The organism is Nitrospirota bacterium (assembly GCA_040754395.1).
GTDB lineage: Bacteria > Nitrospirota > Thermodesulfovibrionia > Thermodesulfovibrionales > SM23-35 > JBFMCL01.
Window position 1 is genome coordinate 144,139 of record JBFMCL010000001.1, and the last position, 21,117, is coordinate 165,255.

The 21,117-nt window shown below is 51.5% G+C and carries 20 protein-coding genes; 14 read left to right on the plus strand and 6 right to left on the minus strand.

Features of this window, described 5'->3' with window-relative positions; translation table 11 throughout:
• Window positions 1-63 precede the first annotated feature (63 nt).
• Window positions 64-1,005, minus strand: a complete 942-nt coding sequence (gene epsC, locus AB1552_00680) for a serine O-acetyltransferase EpsC (GenBank protein MEW6052290.1) — start codon at window positions 1,003-1,005, stop codon at window positions 64-66.
• 189 nt (window positions 1,006-1,194) lie between these two features.
• Between epsC and AB1552_00685 the strand changes: the two genes are divergently transcribed.
• Window positions 1,195-1,479 carry a hypothetical protein gene (locus tag AB1552_00685; GenBank protein ID MEW6052291.1) on the plus strand — a complete coding sequence of 95 codons (285 nt, stop codon included), beginning with the start codon at window positions 1,195-1,197 and terminating at the stop codon, window positions 1,477-1,479.
• 121 nt (window positions 1,480-1,600) lie between these two features.
• Here AB1552_00685 and AB1552_00690 read toward each other — a convergent pair whose 3' ends face one another.
• Entirely contained in the window at window positions 1,601-1,954 is a 354-nt protein-coding gene (locus tag AB1552_00690; GenBank protein MEW6052292.1) for a hypothetical protein, read from the minus strand.
• A 142-nt stretch (window positions 1,955-2,096) separates the two neighbouring features.
• On the opposite strand from AB1552_00690, the gene AB1552_00695 reads away from it, so the two are divergent.
• From AB1552_00695 to AB1552_00705, 3 genes are all read left to right on the plus strand, one after another.
• A complete protein-coding gene (locus tag AB1552_00695) occupies window positions 2,097-2,819 on the plus strand; it encodes a PilZ domain-containing protein (GenBank protein MEW6052293.1) in 723 nt (240 codons plus the stop codon).
• Between the two features lie 173 nt (window positions 2,820-2,992).
• The gene (locus AB1552_00700; protein ID MEW6052294.1) at window positions 2,993-3,196 is read left to right on the plus strand and encodes a GSU3473 family protein; all 204 of its coding nucleotides are present in this window, start codon (window positions 2,993-2,995) and stop codon (window positions 3,194-3,196) included.
• A 176-nt stretch (window positions 3,197-3,372) separates the two neighbouring features.
• Window positions 3,373-3,756 (plus strand): hypothetical protein, encoded by a 384-nt coding sequence (locus tag AB1552_00705; GenBank protein MEW6052295.1) that lies wholly within the window; start codon window positions 3,373-3,375, stop codon window positions 3,754-3,756.
• 162 nt (window positions 3,757-3,918) lie between these two features.
• On the opposite strand, the gene AB1552_00710 is transcribed toward AB1552_00705, so the two are convergent.
• Window positions 3,919-4,389 (minus strand): ATPase P, encoded by a 471-nt coding sequence (locus AB1552_00710; protein ID MEW6052296.1) that lies wholly within the window; start codon window positions 4,387-4,389, stop codon window positions 3,919-3,921.
• Between the two features lie 264 nt (window positions 4,390-4,653).
• Between AB1552_00710 and hcp the strand changes: the two genes are divergently transcribed.
• The 3 genes from hcp (at window position 4,654) to AB1552_00725 (ending at window position 8,313) form a co-directional block, all read left to right on the plus strand.
• Complete coding sequence (gene hcp / locus AB1552_00715; protein ID MEW6052297.1) at window positions 4,654-6,279, plus strand: hydroxylamine reductase; 1,626 nt, start codon at window positions 4,654-4,656, stop codon at window positions 6,277-6,279.
• A gap of 465 nt (window positions 6,280-6,744) precedes the next feature.
• On the plus strand, window positions 6,745-7,371 hold the full coding sequence (locus AB1552_00720) for a LysE family transporter (GenBank protein MEW6052298.1): 627 nt from the start codon (window positions 6,745-6,747) through the stop codon (window positions 7,369-7,371).
• A 177-nt stretch (window positions 7,372-7,548) separates the two neighbouring features.
• On the plus strand, window positions 7,549-8,313 hold the full coding sequence (locus AB1552_00725) for a hypothetical protein (GenBank protein MEW6052299.1): 765 nt from the start codon (window positions 7,549-7,551) through the stop codon (window positions 8,311-8,313).
• Between the two features lie 58 nt (window positions 8,314-8,371).
• Here the strand turns inward: AB1552_00725 and AB1552_00730 are convergent, their stop codons facing one another.
• Together AB1552_00730 and AB1552_00735 are read right to left on the minus strand one after the other, a co-directional pair.
• Complete coding sequence (locus tag AB1552_00730; protein ID MEW6052300.1) at window positions 8,372-9,337, minus strand: EamA family transporter; 966 nt, start codon at window positions 9,335-9,337, stop codon at window positions 8,372-8,374.
• A gap of 163 nt (window positions 9,338-9,500) precedes the next feature.
• The gene (locus tag AB1552_00735) at window positions 9,501-9,881 is read right to left on the minus strand and encodes a hypothetical protein (GenBank protein MEW6052301.1); all 381 of its coding nucleotides are present in this window, start codon (window positions 9,879-9,881) and stop codon (window positions 9,501-9,503) included.
• 555 nt (window positions 9,882-10,436) lie between these two features.
• On the opposite strand from AB1552_00735, the gene AB1552_00740 reads away from it, so the two are divergent.
• Genes AB1552_00740 through AB1552_00765 form a run of 6 tightly spaced genes read left to right on the plus strand, consistent with a single transcriptional unit; the run spans window position 10,437 to window position 19,330 of the window.
• The gene (locus tag AB1552_00740; GenBank protein ID MEW6052302.1) at window positions 10,437-15,716 is read left to right on the plus strand and encodes a hypothetical protein; all 5,280 of its coding nucleotides are present in this window, start codon (window positions 10,437-10,439) and stop codon (window positions 15,714-15,716) included.
• A gap of 2 nt (window positions 15,717-15,718) precedes the next feature.
• A complete protein-coding gene (locus tag AB1552_00745; GenBank protein MEW6052303.1) occupies window positions 15,719-16,246 on the plus strand; it encodes a GspH/FimT family pseudopilin in 528 nt (175 codons plus the stop codon).
• Complete coding sequence (locus AB1552_00750; protein MEW6052304.1) at window positions 16,233-16,661, plus strand: prepilin-type N-terminal cleavage/methylation domain-containing protein; 429 nt, start codon at window positions 16,233-16,235, stop codon at window positions 16,659-16,661. The genes AB1552_00745 and AB1552_00750 overlap by 14 nt, the downstream gene beginning before the upstream one ends.
• Complete coding sequence (locus AB1552_00755; GenBank protein MEW6052305.1) at window positions 16,658-17,824, plus strand: prepilin-type N-terminal cleavage/methylation domain-containing protein; 1,167 nt, start codon at window positions 16,658-16,660, stop codon at window positions 17,822-17,824. Before AB1552_00750 ends, AB1552_00755 begins: the two co-directional genes overlap by 4 nt.
• 8 nt (window positions 17,825-17,832) lie before the next feature.
• On the plus strand, window positions 17,833-18,573 hold the full coding sequence (locus tag AB1552_00760) for a hypothetical protein (protein ID MEW6052306.1): 741 nt from the start codon (window positions 17,833-17,835) through the stop codon (window positions 18,571-18,573).
• A 34-nt stretch (window positions 18,574-18,607) separates the two neighbouring features.
• The gene (locus tag AB1552_00765) at window positions 18,608-19,330 is read left to right on the plus strand and encodes an Ig-like domain-containing protein (protein ID MEW6052307.1); all 723 of its coding nucleotides are present in this window, start codon (window positions 18,608-18,610) and stop codon (window positions 19,328-19,330) included.
• A gap of 45 nt (window positions 19,331-19,375) precedes the next feature.
• Here the strand turns inward: AB1552_00765 and AB1552_00770 are convergent, their stop codons facing one another.
• The gene (locus AB1552_00770) at window positions 19,376-20,155 is read right to left on the minus strand and encodes a class I SAM-dependent methyltransferase (protein MEW6052308.1); all 780 of its coding nucleotides are present in this window, start codon (window positions 20,153-20,155) and stop codon (window positions 19,376-19,378) included.
• Between the two features lie 172 nt (window positions 20,156-20,327).
• Between AB1552_00770 and AB1552_00775 the strand changes: the two genes are divergently transcribed.
• Window positions 20,328-21,086: a lipopolysaccharide kinase InaA family protein gene (locus AB1552_00775; protein MEW6052309.1), complete on the plus strand. Its 759-nt coding sequence runs from the start codon at window positions 20,328-20,330 to the stop codon at window positions 21,084-21,086.
• The last annotated feature ends 31 nt before the right edge of the window (window positions 21,087-21,117 follow it).

Genomic DNA, 21,117 nt, shown 5'->3' on the forward strand with positions numbered 1-21,117 from the left:
GGCGATTTCTCCATTCTCTCATGCGGTTCCTGATACAGCATTATTGAGATGCGGAACCACGTGTTATTTGTATACCAGTTCGGGTTTTTTCATAAACACTTTTGTATCAGGCGGCACAGATTCGGTGAGCCATACATTGCCGCCGATCACAGAGCGTGCCCCGATCACTGCTTCGCCACCGAGTATGGTCACCCCGGCATAAATCACTACGTCATCTTCGATGGTTGGATGACGTTTTTGGCTCCTGAGACGTTCCACCGCGTCCTTGGGCAGCGAAAGGGCCCCGAGTGTCACTCCCTGATAGATCCTCACCCGGTTGCCAATGCTCGTCGTCTCCCCTATCACTACTCCGGTACCATGGTCGATAAAAAAACTTTCACCTATCCGTGCGCCCGGATGTATGTCAATTCCCGTCATACTGTGGGCATATTCTGTCATTATCCGGGGAATCAATGATACGCCCTGGTTGTGAAGCAGATGGGCTATCCGGTATACGGTAATCGCAAAAAGCCCCGGATAACTGAAAATGACTTCATCATAGCTCTTTGCTGCCGGATCCCCCTCGTGTGCAGCACGAATATCTTTTGCAAGGAGCCTTCTCAGCTGCGGAAGTTCCTTCAGGAAATTTGCGGTGATCTCCTGCCCACGCTCCTCACAGTTTACACAGACCATATCATGCCGGCGGCATTCATGACGCATTGCGAGGGTAATCTGGTCGGAAAGCCCTTCAAAAAAGTTGGTTATTTCCTGACCGAAAAAGTACGGGATATTGACTTTGTCGATGCGGATCTGTGAAAAATAGCCCGGGTAGAGAATCCGGCAGGCCATATGAATGATGCCGATGACTGCTTCTCTTGAAGGCAAAGGCTCCAGGTCCACATGATCAAAGCACTCCTCGGTATTGCATGAAAGTACAAGCTGACTGACAATATCAGGGATTTCTTCCCTGAATTTTTTTACTTTTTCCCTTTCTATTTTACATTGTTCAAGTTTTGACTCTTCCATGGCAGGCGTTTCCTCCCTGCAGTAGTAGTGTACACCTTCATAGGTGACGTAAATAAGAAATATATTTTTATTGTAGCGTATCCTGCACCCGTCCACAAGGGCACCCCGGCAGGATCTATGGTAAAACAGCTACTTATCATATCCCTGGCAAAGGTGTAGAATATATAATCTGGTACAGGAACTGAAAAGATGATTATTCTGGACGAGTTTGAGGGAAAGACGATCAGTCTTGATCTTTATGACGGCGAGCTATCTCACGTCCTGTCGCTCCTGGCAGATGCTGCCCGACAGGATGGATTTTTTCTCGTGGTTGATAAACAGATAAAAGGGAAAATCCAGGTACAAATGGATGAACCGTGGAACATCATTCTTATAGAAATACTGGCAGGTGTCAATTTCATGACAATGCTGGTCAATAACAAGATACTCATCTCTCTGATGGATGGCATACAGGAAGAACCTGCCGAACAGTAATGCCTGCCTGCAGATACACGCATGCTGCCTGATATTCAGTATGCGACAATCCCCGTCAGGGAATGTGTCACATACTGTGAGGCATTCTTTGTAGTTGCATATCCGGCATTCCGATGTCCGGTTACATATCACTGAGGGAACAGCCCAGGAGAAGCCTTACCCTGCAGTTTCCGTCTGAATCTACAGCTTTGAACTCTGAATATGTGATCGGGCCTCTGCAGTATGGTGTATGGCAGGTGAAATCGGTAAACAGTTCGATAGTATCTCCCTGAAGTATGTCAACCATATAATTGCGCTTCAGAATGGTGCAGTCATTATTGTTTTTTTTGTAACGAAGGTCGACCAAGGTAAGGTTTTTCATCACTATTCCCTTGCCTTCGCAGGTGTCCCTGCCGGTTTCCGCGAATACGGCCGGTACTGAAAAGAACAGGGGCACCAGAATCGTACAGAGCAGAAACTCTGTTTTCCCGTACATAGTTCACACTCTACCAGCAACTCCGGGTTTTGTCAATGAGATGCGGATATCTTTTCAGGATATCATTTCCCGCATTTCATCTCTGTCAATATGAGTATTTTCTGGCTATAATATATGAGGAGTTGCACCCTATATCTTCCATATGAAGGAAAGAAGACGCTATAAACGGTTCGTCGTTGATATTCTGGATATCAGCACGACCATGACATTCGCAAAGAATGTAAAAATTTATGATATCAGTATCGGCGGGGTTGCGCTCAAGGTCAACAAACGATTGGATATCGGTAGTGAATATGACCTGAAAATAGAGGGAAAGGGGAGAATATTATCCCTGAGAGGGGTCGTCATATGGTCTTTCCTGAGCGAAAGCCTGGTCGACACCTCCGGCAATATCATCCCGGTTTACCGGGCGGGAATGAAATTCATCCCTGTCACCAATGACATGAAGGCTGAAATTGAACATTTCATTGACACCCACAAAAAACAGCTGCATAAGCAGGTGAACGTATCTGAGATCAAAAGCACCCGACTGCATGTGCGGTTCACGATCGAAGATCCGGAAATGGCCCTCCTGAGTTTTCACGAGAGGTTCAAAGTGAAAACAATCGGCCTCGGCGGAATGCTTGTGGAAAGTGAGCAGCCGATCGAAAAAGAACAAATATTTCCGATAGAAATCGCGTTTACCGAAGACAAGGCAATCAAATGTAGCGGTCGTATTGCATCATGCAATGAGATACCACATGGGGATATGCGGCGTTACCAGATCGGGATAGAATTTCTTGATATCTCGGAAAGAAACAGGGCTGTCCTGCACGAATTCGTCCGCCTCCTTGACAATATGGAGAGATGGACCGCATCCACATAGCAGATTTTTCAGCGTTGTGGGGATTATCAGAAACAGGGGAACAGATGCCGAAGCCGGATCCTCCTCCCGCCTGTCGGGAGATAATTGTCTGAGTAAACACCCGGGCCCGCTCCCATGCAATTGACAGTTGGCAAAGAAGATTGTAGCATTAACAGAAGAGGCCCTGTGCAACAATGCTCATAACCGTCAAATACAGGAATGGCAGAACCGGAAAGGTTCATGCATACCAGCTTGAGGAGATGATCTCAGCGAATAAGATCACGCAGTTTCTCCGCTCGGAAGGCTGGGTTACTATCGGTGTCGATCCGATAAGGCAGAACGGGCAGAAGAATATGCTGTCAGGAAGTGCAGACTCGGACAAGCAGACCCTGCGATAACCTTTCATTATTTCCCGTCCTTACCGGGATTTTCAGTCCCTTCGTTTCCCTGCACAGGATACCCTGCACCGGCCCTTTTTAAAATATTCATGGGTTCTTCATATTGTCTTCATCATTTCTTCACAAGCGTTCCTGTATTCTAAAATCAAGAGTACAATTCATTTGGAGGTTGGGCAATGAAAAAACTAATCGCGGTATTGGCAGGAGCAACGCTTCTCATATTTGCAGCAGTCGCCTATGCACACGGCCCGGGATGGTTCGGCAAAGACCAGGTCTGTCCGGTGTATGGTGAGAAGCTCCCGATGAAAGGTCCGGGTTATCACGGTCACGGACCGGGCAAGAGGGACATGCTTGACCAGAAGTTTCTTGACAGCACTGCAGACCTGAGAAGGGAACTCCATAATAAGAAGTTCGAATTTTTTGAAGCACAACGCAACCCTGATACCCCGCCGGATACCATCGCAGATCTGAAGGATGATATCCGCCAGCTCAGGTTGCAGATACGGGAAAAGGCAAAAGGCAGGACATTTGGAAGACCTGGCAGATATGGTTGCATGTAACAGCCGGCAAGTCGTATTCTCACTTTCCCTCCGGACAGCCAGCCCCCCCTGGCTGTCATCTCACTATCCTTCTTAAGGCAGCCGGTTCTCCTTCCGGCTGCCTTAAGTATTTGGAGCAGACAGTGGCCTTGATTATTCACCGCATTCCTGTCGCCCCACATGTCATACCCTGAGCGTTGCGATAAGACGCTTGGGAAAGAGAAGAAGGTCAATTGCGTCTTGAGGGGATTTGACAAAAACCCGTGAAGCTTTAAGGGCTTCAGCCGAACAGCCTTCTGCGAGACAGAGGCAAATCCCTAATCCCGCAGCCCTGAGCATGGCGGCGTCATTGTTGCCGTTGCCGAGGGCAACGACCCTGTCCGGACCAAGTGCGAATACATATTGCTCTTTCTGGTACAGGTGCCCTTCTCCCTCCAGCACATGCAGGATACAGTTTACCCCTGCAAGTTCGGCTTCTGCCTTCCCGAATGTGTCCGATGTCAGCACATGGATGCTGAGACGCTGCGAGAGCATATTCAGTTTTTCTCTCAGTCCGTGCAGCACTTTCCCGTCTTCGGAAAGCGTGCCCGAAAAGTCGGTAACAAAATACTCAAGCACAAGAAGTCCGTATCCGGGGATATCGATCGTAATCATGGCGTTTCAGGAGTATTGTACCAGTTTTTCCCCTGAGATTCCCTGTACTGGCACTGACAGTCCACCAACTGAGATGAGAATACCGGGACATTATTTACTTGCACATTCCCCGGTCTCGGTTGCAGCAATCCGCAGTGTATTGCTCGTTTCCTTCTTCCCTTGACTTAAGTCAAGGATATTCTCTTCTTTCTCCGGTAAATTTTCTGTAAGAGGAAATTGCACCAAACGCACATACTTTATTATTCCTGAAAGGAGGAACGTAAAATGTTTTGTTATCAATGTGAACAGACCGCAAAAGGGCAGGGGTGTACGAATGTCGGGGTATGCGGAAAACAGCCTGACGTTGCAGCGCTTCAGGATCTTCTGGTATATGCACTGAAAGGCGTTTCCCTGTACGCAATCGAGGGAAGGAAACTGGGAATCAGTGACAGGAAAGCAAATGTCTTCACTGTTGAGGCGCTGTTTTCCACTCTGACCAATGTGGATTTTGATCCGCAAAGATTTGTTGCGCTCATCAACACCGCGGTGCAGCTCAGGGAAGACCTTAAGAAGAAGGTCGGCGCAGCAGGAGGGAAAATCGATTTCCCTGATGCACCTGCACATTTTCAGCCAGAACCCACCTTGGAGGGGATGGTAAGACAGGGTGAATCTGTGGGGCTGCACTCAGATGATACCGATCCTGATATCCGCTCCCTCAAGCATATACTTCTGTTCGGGATAAAAGGAGTTGCGGCATATGCAGACCACGCACAGATCCTCGGACAGGAAGATGAGGCAGTCTACGCGTTCTGCCAGGAAGCGCTGGCAGCCATGCTGAGGAAAGACCTCGCGCTCGGGGACTGGCTGAACCTCGTGCTGAAATGCGGAGAAATCAACCTGAAAACCATGGAGCTCCTCGATGCAGGCAATACCGGCACCTATGGACACCCGGTTCCGACACAGGTGCCGCTTGGAGTGAAAAAAGGCAAGGCCATACTCGTCTCAGGGCATGATCTGAAAGACCTCGATGCGATACTCAGGCAGAGCGCAGGAAAGGGGATATTTGTATATACCCATGGAGAAATGCTCCCGGGCCACGGCTATCCTGAACTGAAAAAATACCCCCATTTTTACGGACATTACGGGACCGCGTGGCAGAACCAGCAGAAGGAATTCTCCGAGTTCCCCGGAGCGATTGTCATGACCACGAACTGCCTCCAGAAACCGCGTGAGGGGTATCAGGACAACTTATTCACCACCGGGCTTGCAGGGTGGACAGGGGTGAAACACATCGCAGACAAAAACTTCGCGCCCGTCGTCGAAAAGGCACTCTCACTTCCGGGCTTTCCTGAGGACGTCAACGGCAAGTCGGTTATGGTAGGTTTTGGAAGAAATACCGTGCTTGGCGTTGCGGATCAGGTAATTGAAGCGGTAAAGAACAGGGATATACGGCACTTTTTCCTGGTTGCCGGCTGCGACGGAGCCAAGGCCGGGAGAAACTACTATACCGAATTTGTGGAAAAGGTTCCTGCAGACTGTGTGGTCCTTACCCTCGCCTGCGGGAAGTTCCGTTTCTTTGACAAAGACCTCGGGAACATCGGGGGTATCCCGAGGCTGCTTGACATAGGCCAGTGCAACGATGCGTATTCGGCAGTCCAAATCGCGCTCGCCCTATCGAAGGCACTCAACGTCGGGGTGAATGAGCTCCCCCTTTCGCTCGTGCTCTCCTGGTATGAACAGAAGGCGGTTGCCATTCTTCTTACGCTCCTGTATCTCGGCATAAAGAATATCAGGCTCGGCCCCTCATTGCCGGCCTTCGTGTCGCCGAATGTGCTTGATGTCTTGGTGAAGCAGTTCGGGATTCAACCGATTACCACTCCTGATAAAGATTTGACGTCAATTCTGGGGTAACCCACAAGGGGGGCGAACCCTGCCCCCCCTTTATAGGATTATCTCTCTTTCGCATTTTCCCCCGCCCGAAAATACTGCCTATGGCAAAACACAAAATCATGCATTAACCCATATTATTCATAAAAATAGGAAGAGTGGCTGAGGATAGCGTATTTGCGCGGATTCTTTTGCTGATAGTCAAATACACTATGTGAAAATAAAGAGGCAAAAGCCTTGCAGGAAGGAACGACCGAGAATGAGAAAAAAATACGCTGTCCTCAGCACAATCAGAAAAATGTATGAATAATATGGGGCAAGCGGGAGTTCCCCCGTATGCCGCGTGTCGGAAGCAGGAACAAGGGCTGACGCTGACTGCGCGACAATCCGGGTTAAGTACGCTATAATTCCCTCGTACTCTGCAGCATGGCAACCACCGGACATATCCGGGCGGGAAAGCCGAATACCTTTTCACGGAAAGGAGCAGCCGTGGGTGACGCGATCTCATTTCTCATATCAGGTATCATCCTTGGTCTTGCTGCAGGCATTTCTCCTGGTCCCCTGCTGACTCTGGTCATATCTGAAACACTGAAACACGACAGGAAAGCCGGCATCGCTGTCGCCATGGCACCGGTCCTGACCGACCTCCCGATAGTGGTCATATCCCTCTATTTCCTCGCGAAAATTGCCCATTCCCATCTTCTCCTTGGCGCCATGTCAATTATGGGAGCGTGTTTCATAGGATATCTGGCATACGAGAGCATTACTGTCAAAGGGACAGAACCCCTGCTCCCCCGGTCGGAAAAAAGATCTCTCCGCAAAGGAATAATTACAAACTTCCTGAGCCCCCATCCCTACCTTTTCTGGATCATGGTAGGGGCTCCGACAGTTCTCAGGGCGTATGCGATCAATTTCATGTCCGCAGTGTTGTTCATATCAGGATTCTATGCCTTTCTGGTGGGATCCAAGATCGCGGTTGCCCTGATCGTGCATACCTCAAGACCTTTTCTCAACAGTCATCAGTACCTTTTCACTATTCGGGCGCTCGGGGTCATTCTCCTCGTGCTTGCGCTGATATTTCTCAAAGACGGGCTGCAATTTCTCGGAATTCTCTGAGGTGATCTGCGTGTGCCATACGTTATTCGTCTGATGATCCAGATTCTTTGTACGGGCTTTTGGAAGTCATAGAAAATTTTTTTGATAGTGTATTTCTGCAGTTCAAGGCTACCATTATGAAAAACGCTGAGCATACAGGTTTTCATACAGATTTTGCTATAATTTTCACAAGAATCCATGCTGTCATCCACACAAGGCGATCTGAGGAACTGCTGTGAGCTGCTGAAAAAAGCAATTGAGGCTCACGGGGGAATCGGGACATGGCGCTCGGTTCAGGAATTCGTGGTTCGCGTTCATACAGGCGGGATCGCCCTTCCGTTGCGATTCCAGTCTTCTGCGTTCAAATCTGTAGAAGTAATCGTTTCCACAACAGAAGCGAGGACTGTCATACATCCGCATCCTGTCGAAGGGCAGAAAGGCATATTCGAGGGAGACATTGTCAGAATTGCCGACAGGAATAACAGAGTATTACAGGAGAGACATGACCCGCGCGCATATTTTGGCAGCCTGAAGAGAAACATCCTCTGGGACGAACTTGATGTGCTTTACTTCGGAGGATATGCCTTATGGAACTATCTGAATCTGCCTTTCCTCCTTGCAGGTCCCGGCTTCTCTGTCACAGAGATTGCGCCCTGGAAGGAAAATGGGAAAACCCTCAGAAGGCTTCATGCGGTTTTCCCCCCGAATATTCCTACGCATTGCAGGGAACAGGTATTCTATTTTGATCCGGAATATCTCCTTGTGCGCCATGATTACACTGCGGAAGTATTCGGGCAATGGGCAAAGGCTGCGCACTACAGCGGGAATCACAGGGACTATGAAGGGATCATCATCCCCACCAGGCGGAAAGTCTTTCCCCGGCTTTCATCGAACAATCCGCTCCGCTTCATCACTCTCGTATCGGTTGATATCGAAGTGACCAGGGTAGTCAAGAAACATTAACCCGGAGAACGTGTGATGCAACAGTTGCAGTATCATCACTCGGGTCTCACGGGTAAGGTCAGGATGCGATGCTATTTTTCTGTACGCTTTTCCGGCCTGTCTGGAGAAATACGATTGAGGAGATGACGAGGCCCGCGCCAACAACCTGCCACAGTTCCATGGTTTCGCCCAATAAAATATACGCAATAAATGCGGCGGTAATCGGCTCAAGGGTAGCAGTAATGCTTGCATGGGTCGGCCGGATGAGGCGTATCCCTTTGTTATAAAACCCGAAGGGCAGGATAGTCCCCACTATGCCGATAAACAGTATCCACCACCATTGCACAGTGGTATAGGAGAAGGTAAAGGCCTGAAGCGGAGGGATGAGGATGTTCCATGCGCACGCAGCGAACACAAGGGCATAGCAGAGAACGGTCCACGGCGAATAGGTCCGCATCCCGATATCACTCTGCACGGCGTACCAGGCAAAGGCGACTGCAGAAGCCACCCCCGAGAGAATGCCGGCACTGTTCAAATGCAGGAGGTCCATGCTGTACGCGCCGACCACAAGATAGCAGCCGGAGAGCGCTCCTGCCATTGCAGCAAGAGTCCTGGCCGTAATCTTCGTACGGGTAAAGGCAACCATATAGAGTGCCACAAAGAGGGGTGCCTGGTACTGCAGGAGAATTGCTGCTGCCACCTGAATCCTGCTGATCGCATAGAGATACGTAAACTGTGCACTGGCGAGGCTCATCCCGAGGAAGACAAAAAAGGCAAGGTCTTTACGGCTCACTCTCAGGAGAGAAGGCCGTCGGACCGCAATCCACAGCAGGAGTGCAGCCGCTGCCATCGTGGTTCTGAGCTGTATGAGCTGGAAAGGGGTTACGCCGCTGTTGAAGAGAAACTTGGCAGCAGACCCTGAGCATGCCCACAATACCGCAGCAAACATCACAAAGACATATCCGGACCTGTTCGTGCGGAATGTGGCGTGATGCGGGAAGCCGGCTTCCCCTGCCCCGCGATAATTGTCAGCGTTCCTTTTCATGAATGAAAGATGGTAACCCAAAAGACGATTTTTATCAAAGGAACGTGGGAGAGTCAGTCTGCAAAGCATGGAGTACTGGCATAGAGTATAAAAAAAGAGTGCCGGGAAAAGGCCGGGTTCTTACCTCCGGAGACAGTGGTATCAGGCCCACACTGAAGCGGAATCAGATGATCTCGTACTTCAGCTTTTGCCTTCCAAAAACAACTGCTTCAGAATACTCCCACATATAGATGTCAAAATTCTCACATCCGTACCGGCGGTTCATCCTGTCCTGAATTTCGAAAATCCTGTCATTCACCCTGATCTTCGTTCCGAACGGAAGGCAGTTATTGGCAGCGATTCCGTCTCTTACTTTCTGATTGCTCGCAGTTATCGTAGGGGTGCTGTCGGTTTCGGCGGCGGTTGCGGTATACGCGGTGAAGATGCCGGTCTGTTCAAGCGCTTCTGTCTCGACTCGAAACTCATACCGCAGGGAAAATGCCAGCAGCCCTATGACCGCGAATTTCAGGAAAAACAATGTTCTGAGAGTACGTTTCTTATTCATTTCTCTATTATTTTTCTGCTTGAACAACTCAAGACGGGGTTATGTAGTTTAAGGATTCTATATTAATAAAAGGGTTTATATTTTTGTCAAGTATTTTCTGAATGGGGTGTTTTCTGCACGAATGCCTCCACGTCAGTCCCGCGCGCCCAACTATGTAATTCATTACATACTTCATAACACAAATTACCCATATTGCTTTCCCGCATCCACGGGATCAGCAAGTTCCCGGATACGTTACAAGCAAGGGAATTATGCGTGTAACACAAGGCAATCACGCGGTTTTCTGCAAGATTGCCCCCTCCTTTCAGGCGAACGCGATAAAACAGGGATCAACCGCCTGAGATAGTTGCCGCCTGATTTCGGGAAGCTGCAGAATGGCACAGGAATTGCTTCTCTTCCTGATGTGTCTTATATGTATTGCATGAAAAAAAATACACCGTTTTTGAACAATGAATCTCCACGAGGTGCCTTATGAAGACTGGAAGCAAAGCATTTCTGTGTCTGTTATGTTTCGTTTGCATACCCCTTTCCATACTGCCCCCCGCTGACGCGGCCATGAACGATTACTGTATCGTGCCTCCTTTTGTCATCGCAGGGGTGAAACCCAACCTTCTCCTCATGATCGACAATTCAGGCAGCATGTTCGACCTCACGTACATCGATCTGGGCACTGCCACCCGAAAACCCTTTTACTGCTACGACAAAACGTATAAATTCGCAAACCACTATACGGGATATTTCCAGGATACCGTAGCTCCCCCCAATCCTACAAATCCTGCCTGGTATGTATATTATGAATATGATTTTACCAATGACTACTTCTACAAGGTTTCCGAACCGACATGGGCAAGCTGCAACGTCTATATCCCTGGCACACTCTGTATAAACGGCACCAACCTTACCAATACCAGCACGCCGAAAACCCTCACAAAATTCGTTGCGGAAGGGAATTATCTGAACTGGCTCACCTCATCCAAGTTCGATATCCAGAAGCACATACTGACAGGCGGCAAATACGATACCGCTACCAATAACCTGATTTCCGAAGGAAGGGGATGTGTCGGGAGGAAGTTCATTAAAGAGCCGATTGTGAACCAGTCGTATGTGGAGGGAGGCGCCAACACCGGGCTGGGGGTGACCTTTGCGATAAAAGGCCCGGACCATCCCTACAGTGAGACATTAGTCTCACCCGGCGGCCAGACATATATAGAAATATATGCGGGAGACTACACCGAGAGCAACTGCCAGAAGGCAGTGACAGATATCATCAATCAGGAGAACAAAAATACCATAACCAACGATATCGAGCTTTGCCTGAATTATGATTCCAAGGGGAAATACTGCTCTCTCGATATGTTCACGAGCTGTACGAGCGACACGGATTGCGCCGGGACTCCGGGCACCTGCGCGATAGTAAACGACGGTGTGTGCACAGCCGCAAGCAACGGCATATGTACTGTCTCCACTACCGGGACATGCACCTCCAATGACGGAACCTGTTCGGGAAGCAAATACTGCATTGGCGGAAGCAACGCCGGCGCAGCATGCAATAACAATAATCAGTGCAACAGCGGGGTCTGCTCCAAGAGATGCAACGGCGGCGGCAAGGACGGAGCGACATGCAATAACAACAACGACTGCAAATTCAAATCGTGCACGACCGGAAAAGTCGGAAGCACGTGCAGCGCGAACGCAGACTGTGACGTGAAAACATGCTCGGCAGGCCTTGTGGGAAACCTGTGCATTGCAAACTCTGACTGCAATACGAAAGCCTGCTCGGCTCCTGCTGCGAAGGTGGGAACCGCATGCGCGGTCAACACGGACTGCAATTCGGGTTCAGGCACCTGCACTGCAGGCAACATCGGCGCCGCATGCCTTGTCAACACAGACTGCGCGATAGGCTATAAAGGATACTGCCAGAAGCCGGTCACGCAGCAGATCAAATCCACCTTCGGCCAGAGCATACACGAGTGCTATCAATACTGGAACACCGGCTCCCTTGTTGGAAACAACTGGTGGACAATGATGACCAACCCGCAGGGATGCAACCAGATATACAAGGAGCTCTATACCTGTAACGGAGGTGCGAGAGACGCAAAAACATGTGTGGTCGCTGCTGACTGCCCGGGCGGCACATGTATCAACGGCCCGGCAGCAATACGGCAGGGGAGTCCGATACTGGTATGCGGCCTCGGGTTTGTCGGGTATTGCGCCGGTTCTACCGATAACTGGCAGACCACCAACTGGTATGCCAGGGAGTATGCAACACCGGAAGCATGCGTGAAGGCGAAATTCGAGGCATTCTGCGCAGGCGCACAGGTGCCGCCGGTCATCGACCCGACCGACGACCCGTCCACGACGGAGAACTTTGACAACCTGCCGGCAATTATCGGCGATATGGGGATCGGCGCGCAGCTCGGGAACCCCATTGACGTGCTTACCGTAAAACTGAACACCGCGACAGTCCCGAAAGGGTTGATGCAGGACTTCCAGAACCTCATCCACTTCGGGGCCATGACCTTTGACGCTTTTGGTTCATATACCGAATGTCCCGCAAATATCCCCTGTTCGAAAAAATGCGCAACCGCCCTCTCTGTCTGTATGGTAGACGCAGACTGCCCCATTGGTGACACCTGTGTCGTCGCAAACAACCTGGACGGCGGCTATATCCTTGACAGCGGCAATAAGGAAGGGTATATTTTGGGCAGATGTTCGGTTACCAGTTCAACGACATGTGCGTTTGATTCCCAGTGTCCTGTAGGGGAAAGCTGCGTATTTTCCGTCGGCAGCCACAGTTCCGGTCTGATCAATGCGATCGGCAATATCTTTGCCAGCACGTGGACGCCTTTTTCCGAAGGGTTTTACAATGCGATCGGCTACTTTGCCCAGAGAACGGACAGGCGGCTGAACGCTACCGATTTCATTACGGAAGCAGAGAATGCTGCCTACAAGAAGCCTGTGCAATACAAGTGTCAGAAGAACAATATCCTCCTCATAACCGACGGCATGTCCACGGCAGACCTGCATCCGGACGTCACCAGTCTTGTTTCTATGTATAACGAGGGTGACGGCCAGATCGACACGTCGGCTTCCGCAACCTGTCCCAAGTTTGCCGGAAGCAGAAACCTTGACGATCTCGCGTGGCTCGCAAAGAATAGAAATATCAAGAACTTCACCGAAACACCGGCAGCATCAGATCCGGAACTGAACAGCAAGACAATCACTACCTTTGTGGTGTTCAACGGAGTCCCGAGTACCGATCCCGGCGAATGCAATCCTGACACCCTGTTGAGGGAGACCGCAGAAAACGGCTGCGGGACTGCCGCGGGATGCTATCAAAGGGCTGAAACCCCGGACCAGCTGAAGAACGCGCTCCGGCAGGCCTTTCTGACCATCTCTGCGAAGGCCGCATCCGGAACCGCTGCATCGGTGCTTGCATCGGGCGAGGGGAGCGGCGCAAACCTCCTGCAGGCGGTCTTTTATCCCAAGCGTTTATTCGGCACAACAGAGATAGAATGGACCGGCGCACTCCAGAACTACTGGTATTATATCGATCCCCTGCTGAACTACAGCTCCATTCGCGAGGACTCAGCAACCACCAATATCCTCGACCTGAGGACCGATTATATCATGAGCTTCTTCTTCGACACCGATAACCAAACGAAGGTGAAGCTCTTTGCTGACGCGGACGGCAACGGCATACCTGACAGTGCGACACCGGTCCAGATAAAATACCTCGATGAGACGATCGATCCTGCAAACAGGATAAAGTATATCTGGGAAGCAGGCAGGCTGCTCTGGGACCGTGACCCCGTAACAAGAACACTCTATACCTTTGATGGAACAGGCAGGGTGCAGATCCCGAATACCACGACTCCCGTTGCTGCGGGCTCGCCGCTGATCTCGCTTCTTCAGGCTGCTGATGTGAATGAGGCAAATGCGATCATGCGGTACGTACGCGGCGAAGACACGCCCTTCAATCCTGCGATCGCCGGCTTCACCCCGACCTACAGGAACAGGACTGTTACCATCAGCGGTACCACCCGCACATGGAAGCTCGGGGACATCATCAGCTCAACGCCCAAGGTGTCTTCATGGATACCGCTGAACGTCTATCATCTCCTCTACAACGACAGCACTTATGGGCCTTTGGGGCAGAACCCGAAGCTGAACGACCCGGTCAACAACAACCATTTCATCACGACCAGCGCCTATAAGGGAAGGGGGATGGTCTTTGTCGGCGGAAACGACGGCATGCTCCATGCCTTCAAGCTCGGGTCTATTGAGCTTTCTGACGACAAGTTCACGAAGGCAACCCTGACCGGTGCGAATATCGGGCAGGAGGCCTGGGCGTACATTCCCCAGAATGCCCTGCCGTACCTGAAGCATCTGGCAGATCCCAATTACTGTCATCTGTATTATGTCGATGCGGTTCCCGCAGTCTTCGATGTCAGCATCGGCGGGAACCCCGGTGACGTGAAGACCGCGAGCAGCTGGCGGACCGTGCTGGTCGGCGGCATGCGCTTCGGAGGCGCATGCAAGGACGCGGCATCAACGTACGGGGTGCAGACGCCTGCAGCCGGCCTGGGGTATTCCTCGTACTTTGCCCTCGATATCACAGACCCGAATAATCCGCAGGTGCTCTGGGAGTTCTCGAATGCGAACCTGACCGCTGCAGAGAAGGCAACGGGCGGACTCGGGTTCGCCACTTCAGGGCCTGCGATCCTGAGGGTCGGGGAAAAGGACAAGAACGGCAGATGGTTTGCGGTATTCGGCTCCGGCCCGACAGGCCCGATCGACACGACTGCACACCAGTTTAAGGGCTACTCGGACCAGCCGCTGAAACTCTTCATTGTAGACCTAAAAAACGGTCCTACAGGCGGGAATTTCTGGGTAGTCAATACAGGGATTCAGAATGCATTTTCCGGTTCGATGGTCGGCGCGCCGATAGACCTTGACCAGAACAATCCCGGCGGAACAGGATACTACCAGGATGACGCCATGTATTTCGGCTACACACAGGCCGAAGAGAATCCGCTCACGGCCAACACCAAATGGACAAAGGGAGGCGTCATACGTCTCGTCACAAAGGAAAATGCAGATCCGACCCAGTGGACATGGAATAAGGTTATGGAGAATATCGGGCCGGTCACCGCGCCTGTCGCCAAACTGCAGAATTACAAGGCCGGGAATGAAAACATATGGCTGTATTTTGGCACCGGAAGGTACTTCTTCAAGATCGCTTCGGTGATTGATGACTCTGACAGCCTGAGGACAATGTACGGGATAAAAGATCCCTGTTTCAACAGCCCGTCGTATCCGCTGAAACTCGATCCGAACTGCACTGACACGCCTGCCTGGATAACCGATGCAACCGCATCCTCTTCAGCTTCCGCAGGCAACTGGAAGATCAACCTCGACCTCTGCACAAACGCATCGGGTGCTTTGGTTGCATGCAACGATGCGAGTGTCCTGTTCAGGGCAGAGCGCGTGGTAACCCCGCCTGTCGTCTCCCCAACCGGTGCGGTCTTCTTCACTACCATTAAGCCGTCCGCAGATGTCTGCGAGTTCGGCGGCGTCTCACACCTCTGGGGCCTGAAATATGACACAGGAGGTTCGGTAAACAGGGGGCTGCTGAAAGGAACCGCGCTGATGCAGGTTTCAACAGGCAGCATTGAGGAGAAGAAACTCAGCGAGATATTCACCGAGAAGGTGGATTCAACCACTGGCGAAGGAAGAAGATCCACCGCGATTATCGGTGAAGCTTCATCAGAGCCGGTGATTCCTGTGCCGCCGAAGCCTGTCAACAGGGTGCTGCATATACGGGAGAGATGAGCGTGCTGCGCGCAGAGTATAATCAACGCGGTGTCACACTGGTGGAACTGATGGTGATTGTAAGCATCATCAGTGTGCTGGTCGTTGCCCTCGGATTTTCCTACGAGGGGTGGATAGGGAACTATAAAATCGAAAGCCAGACGAGACAGCTCTACTCTGACCTTATGGATGCCCGGACCAGGGCGATCACACAGAACAGGATGCATTTTGTCGTGCTGAATGCCGGCAACTATGCGGTCTATGCAGATACGAACGACAACACTGCAGCGGACCCGGGTGCAGGCGATATTCCGCTTCCCGAATTCCGGGACCCCGGCACCCTGAACGTCAAACCGAAGAACGTAGAGTATACGCTGGGATGGACTGGGACAATACCGTTTAATACGAGGGGACTTACGACGTCTGCAGCAGAAATTACCATCCCCCTCACCCTTCCTTCCGGAACACATCCGGACTATGACTGCGTCCTTGTACACCAGTCAAGGATTCGGACAGGGCTGATGACAGGAGGTGTATGTGTATCTAAATAACAGGGGCGTTACCCTCATTGAGGTCATGCTCGCGCTGGTGGTGCTCCTTCTCGTCTTTGTGGGGCTGGTCCAGACCGCGTTGCTGAGCATCGACAATAACCTCCGAAATATTTATCGCGACGAAGCGGTGGCCATCGCGACAGAGCGGATGAGCGAGCTGAAGACCATGTCGTTTGACGCACTCACCGCACTGGCAGGCACAGGTTGCCAGACAGATACAAAAGACTTCAGAAATATAAAGAACAAGCAGTTTACCACCTGTGCACGCATCGATGCGCTCGATGCGGATACCAACAGGATACGGATAACAGTAGGATGGGACCACAGACTGGAAACCGCTGCACCTCCGGTCAGCCAGGACCATCCTACCGGCAGGGAATTTGATTTCAGTATCGCATCAGTGAGGAGACGATGAAAAACAGACAATCCGGATTCACGATGGTCGAACTCCTGATCACCATGGCAGTATTTGTGCTTACCATCGCTGCGGTGGCAGGCATATTTGTCCCGCTGCTCACCCAGTTCAAGCAGCAGAGCAAGATCGCAGAGACCCAAATCGAGGGACTCGTCGGGCTCGGCATTCTGCGCCGGGACATTGAACACGCGGGCTTTGGTATTCCCTGGGAAATACAAACAGGGGTTACCTACCAGGAAGCAGCAAACGCTCCCGGCAGTACGTACAATGAGCCTACCGCCGGAGGGACAACCGCGCCGCCAAGGGCGATCCTGAGCGGAAATGACATCGCCATTGCCGGCATTGTGAACAGGTCCGATTATCTGGTGATCAAGGCAACAAACGTTGCTCCATTCAACGCGGCAACAAAGTGGACTGATGTCCTTACCATGCCCGACGGTTCACGGAGGGTACGGGTCTGGGGTTCTGCAATCGAGGATTTGAATGCAAACGACAGGGTGATTGTGATGATACCGAGCCTCGGTGAAACCCGCCAGAGAATTCTCGTGAACGACGGAGCGACTTTTTTCACGAGGTTTAACCAGGCAGCATTCCCTGCGGCATTTGCAGCAGGAACAACAGGGGCCGTGAACCTGGTATACGGGGTTACCGACCCGGACAACACCCCCCTGAGAATGCCGTTCAACAGGGCTGATTATTTTATCAGGACGGGAAACGCTCCCCAGAGGTGTGCGCCCAACACCGGTGTCCTTGTGAAGGCAGTGCTGCGGCAGGCAGACGGGGTGTATGATGAATGGCCCCTCCTTGACTGTGTCGCAGACATGCAGTTCGTGTACTGCATTGACAACGACAATGACGGAGACTGTGAACCGGGCGCTGCCGGCAGCACAGATTTTTATACAAACGACCTTCCGGGTCTCGGGTACGATGCCCAGCAGACAAGAACCCGGGTAAAGGAGGTAAGGGCGTTTATCCTTGCCCATGAGGGCCAGAGGGACTGGACGTATACCTTTGCCCCTCCGGTTGCGCCGAACTCGATCACTGTCGGAGAGTTCGGGTTGGGCAGAAATTTTAATCTTGCTACATCCATAGGAACCGGGTGGCAAAATTTCCGGTGGAAAGTATTTTCCTTAGTGATACAGCCGCGGAATCTGATGAGGTGAGAGCGACCATGAAATATACAAACAACATAGCGCACAGAACAAAAAAGAAAAGACACTCGACCGAACATCTTTCCGGCATGCACATCCTACGGTCTGAAAAGGGCATCGCACTCGTGATGGTGCTTGTGCTTGCGCTGATCGCGCTTGCGGTGGTGTCCACCATGATATATCTCGTGATTCAGGGAACGAAGTATTCGGGATATTCAAAGAGATATACCACCGCCCTTGATGCCGGACACGGGGCTTCCGAGATTACCACCGCGCTCATCAACAACCGGGGCAATCTGGTAATCGGCGGGCTGGGGATAAACCTCTCTCCCCAGTGTGTATGCGGGTTTGATGCGAATCCGCTTGATGATCTCTATCCTGATCCGTCCCCGAACACCTGCCTGTGCAGGAAACTCTGCATGCCGCCCTATTCCGGGGCTATCTACAACTGGGGACAGGGGCCGGCCCCGTGTAACGCAGACGGTGCGAACATGGACCCGACCGCAAGCCCTGACATGCAGTTCGACCTCACCGGTTTTGGCACAAACTACCGGGTCACCACAAAAATCGTGGACACTACCATTGGCGCAACTGATCTTAGCGGAGAGCAGCTTTCCTGCGGAACAGGCGTAGGCTATCAGTGCGGTTCACTGGAAGGGATCCCGACGCCATACCTGTACCGGGTAGAAATCAATTCACAGGATGCAAACCCGTTGAACGTGAGAGAAAGATCGCGCCTGTCGGTCCTTTATGCATATTAGGAGACAGATAAAATACCTTGCTCCGGTAGCTCTAATGCTGCTCTGCACCGCAATGCTGTGCTGGGGATGCCGGGGGAAGGAGGAAAAACAGGCAGCGCTTCCCGTTTCACCCGGGCCAGGGCAGCAGGAATCTGTTCCTTTGCCTGCTCCTTCCGGAAGACCTTCCGGCGAATCCCCGGCAATTCCTCCTGAAGTAATGGCCGATACCCCTCCGCAGGTGACTTCCATTAAGGTCACACCGGGAACACCAACCCTGAAAGACCCCATTAAAGCCCTAATCGGCGTATACGACAAGGAGGGGGACAACATCACCCTTGCCTATTATTGGTACAGGAACGGTGAACTTCTCCCTGAGACATCCGACACCCTGTCCGGGGGCTTCAGGCGGGGAGACAAGATAACCCTGACTGTTGTCCCGGATGACGGAAAAAGAAAGGGGAACCATGCCTCAGTCCTTGTAACCATCGCCAATTCACCTCCCGCGATAAAGGCATCCGCAGACACCCATGCATTCAATGGCAGGGAATACACCTACCAGGTGAAGGCAACGGACCCCGACGGTGATCCGCTTACGTATTCTCTTAAATCCGCACCGGCAGGAATGACCATTGATCCTGCGACCGGTCTGGTACGGTGGAAGATTACCCCGGACTACAGCGGGACTATCCCGTACATTGTGGCGGTTGCTGACGGCAGCGGCGGAGAAGGCTTGCTGGAGCTTTCTTTCGAAGTCAGACGAAGCCTTAAAACAAAATAACTCCATTCTTCTGCATTCATTGCTGGCACATTCGAGTGAAAAACGTTACTTCTTCCTGTACATTACCAGCAGATACGGACTCCAGTATTGTGAAGGGAATCTTCTCAGGAAGCTCATCCGGCCGGTCACACGGGTCAGGATCTTGAAAAATACCCTGATTATCCTGTTCAGCAGGGTTCTTCTTTCACATCTCCGGCAATTGTGCAGATCAAAGCCTCCCAAATAGCCCTTAAAGATCGGCTGCAGGCGATATTTTTTTTCAAGACGTTCCCATGTATGCAGATCCATTGCACGGAGATTGTGCGTGGAAAGAATCCGCGGGGCCGTCCTTTTCAGGATGCGATGCGTAATCCCGAGGAAATTCGGCATGCCCACCATAAGAATGCCTTCCGGCCTGAGCATTTCGAGATGTTTTTCAAGGATCAGATCCAGATCATCGAAGTGCTCGACAAACCCGAATGAGTAGACAATATCAAAACGGGGAAGCGCTGAAAGGTCATCGGTCAGGATATTGTTATTGAAGACAGACGCCCTGAGCTGCAGCAGGTCGAAGTTCTCCTGCATCTTCCGGCACCCGGTCGGGGAATAGTCTATTCCGGCGATATCATAGTGAAAATTCTTTTTGAAATAGGCGAGCCACTTGCCGGGGGCGCCTCCTATTTCCAGAATCCGGAGGCTATTTCCTTTCGGCAGGTATTTGTCAAACAGCCCGATGAGATCCCTGGTCACAAACTTCATGGAGTCCCTCGTCACCTCTGCCGGGAGTTCGACCTTTTCCCAGCGACTGTCCCAGTATTCCCGTTCAGTCAGTTCCTGTCTTTCCACCAATCTTCCTCTTTCATGGCTCTATCGCAGCGCTACCGGATGACCGGGCATATGCGCACCATTCTGCACCGCAGAGTATAAATAACTGACTTCTCATTATATAATAAAAAAACACTGAACGTCTTTTGGATACCATGTATCCCTGATCAATACAAGAAATGCAGAGAAGAGCATGTCCAGCGGACCACGATATTACGTAAGGGTACAAAACCCGGAACTGAATGCGATTGTCGAAAGGAGCGAATCATTCATGCTGAGGAAGCATGATGTGTCGACCACGGTCGGCATTGTGAAAGGCCGTGAACTCGGTCTGACCCCCGATGTACTCATCAAGCGGTTCAATGACCGGGGGTTTTTTGATTTTCTGATCCATACGTTCAGCAAGAGCAGGGCAAGGCGCCTTTGGGATACCAATGTAAGACTTTATCAACGGGGACTGCCTGTCCCGGAACCTGTTGCGTATACAGAGCCGCTATTGCGCGATAGGGTCTCTTTTCATCTTTCAGTTGCTGTCGAAAATGCGGAAAAGCTCAGCACACGCTACCGGGAAGGGCTTTTCAGGAACAACAGGGAACTGCTGCTGCCCCTCGCCCGGACGATCGCAGAATGGCACCTGAAAGGCGCGGTGCACGGCGACCTCAAGTGGCCGAATATCCTTGTGCAGGAAAAAGAGAACGGATATGCCTTTTTTTTCATAGACCTTGATCAGTCGAGGCTGTATTCGGCCCCGTGCACTGCGGGCATGAAAAAAGACCTGAAACGGTTCTGCCGTTTCGGCCTCGAAATGGGCGCAGAATCATGGGTCGAATCAGAATTCTTTCCCGCTTACCTGTCTTTTCTGCCTCAGGAAATCAGAAAGAAGATCGACCCGGTTCAGATCAGGAACGAAGCACGCAGGGAATGGATCAGGAAAGGAAGCAAAAAGTGGTAACAACGAGGAACGGAAGACCGGTCAGGGAATT